Genomic DNA, 1,161 nt, shown 5'->3' with positions numbered 1-1,161 from the left:
AGCTGGGCTTTACGGACTACGAGCAGATCTTTGCCAAAAAGAGGACGCGTCGTCAGCGCTTCTTGGATGAGATGGAGGCCACGGTTCCCTGGGAGGCGTTTCTGGCCTTAATAGAGCCTGTGTATCACAAGCCCTCCAGCAAAGGAGGCCGTCCGCCGATTCCTTTGGAGGTGATGCTGCGAATCCATCTGCTGCAGCAATGGTTCACGCTTTCAGATCCACTGATGGAGGAGATGCTAATCGATACGCCCTGCTTCCGCCGCTTCGCAGGGATCGAGACGATGGAAGGCCGGATCCCTGATGAGACCACGATCCTCAACTTTCGCCATCTGCTGGAAGAGCACCGGATCGCCGAGCAGATCCTCGCGGGTGTGAACCAGATGCTGAGCGAGAGGGGAGTGATGCTGAGGGAAGGCACGATCCTTGATGCCACGATCATCAATGCCCCCAGCTCCACCAAAAACAAGGCCAAGCAGAGGGATCCTGAAATGCACTCGGTAGCCAAGGGCAAGCAGTGGTTCTTTGGAATGCGCTGCCACATTGGCGTTGATGCCGCATCTGGGCTGGTCCACTCTGTTGAGAGCACTGCGGCCAACGTGCATGAGCTGAATACAGCAGCTGAGCGGCTCCATGGGGATGAACGCCTCATCTACGGCGATGCAGGCCACATCGGCATCGAGAAACGAAACGACTTCCAAGGCTTCGAGGCTGAATTCAGGATTGCCATGAAGCCCGGCCAGCGCAGAGTGCTTCCAGAGACACCAGAGGGCAGGCTTCTGGATCTGATTGAGACGGCGAAAGCCCACTTCCGCGCCAAAGTGGAGCATCCCTTTCGGATCATCAAATGTCAGTTCGGATTCCGGAAGGTCTTCTATCGAGGCATCCGCAAGAACGACCTCAAACTGAAGTTGCTCTTTGCCCTTGCAAACCTTTGGATGGTACGGAAACGGATACCTGATCCAGCGTAGTACAAGGATTTAGCGTGCATTAAAGGTCGGCAATCATCCAGAAGTCAAGGGAAAACGCATAGTGGAAGCTGCCTGAACATCTCTGCAAGGACTGCTGTGAGCGAACAGTGGGCAAAATCTGCTCAATAACGTCTCATTGATGAGAATGAGACTGGGTTGTTTGGATTGAGCCGTCTTGATCAGAGCTTCCCTA

At 54.5% G+C, this 1,161-nt stretch carries 1 protein-coding gene; it reads left to right on the top strand.

Annotated elements, in window-relative coordinates:
• Positions 1–2: 2 nt before the first annotated feature.
• The gene (locus CJZ82_RS17465; protein WP_094556996.1) at positions 3–968 is read left to right on the top strand and encodes an IS5 family transposase; all 966 of its coding nucleotides are present in this window, start codon (positions 3–5) and stop codon (positions 966–968) included.
• The last annotated feature ends 193 nt before the right edge of the window (positions 969–1,161 follow it).

Origin of the sequence: Synechococcus sp. 1G10 (assembly GCF_002252625.1) — a bacterium.
GTDB lineage: Bacteria > Cyanobacteriota > Cyanobacteriia > PCC-6307 > Cyanobiaceae > Regnicoccus_A.
The sequence above is the reverse complement of the archived record's forward strand: the minus strand, read 5'-3'. Positions and strand labels throughout refer to the sequence as shown.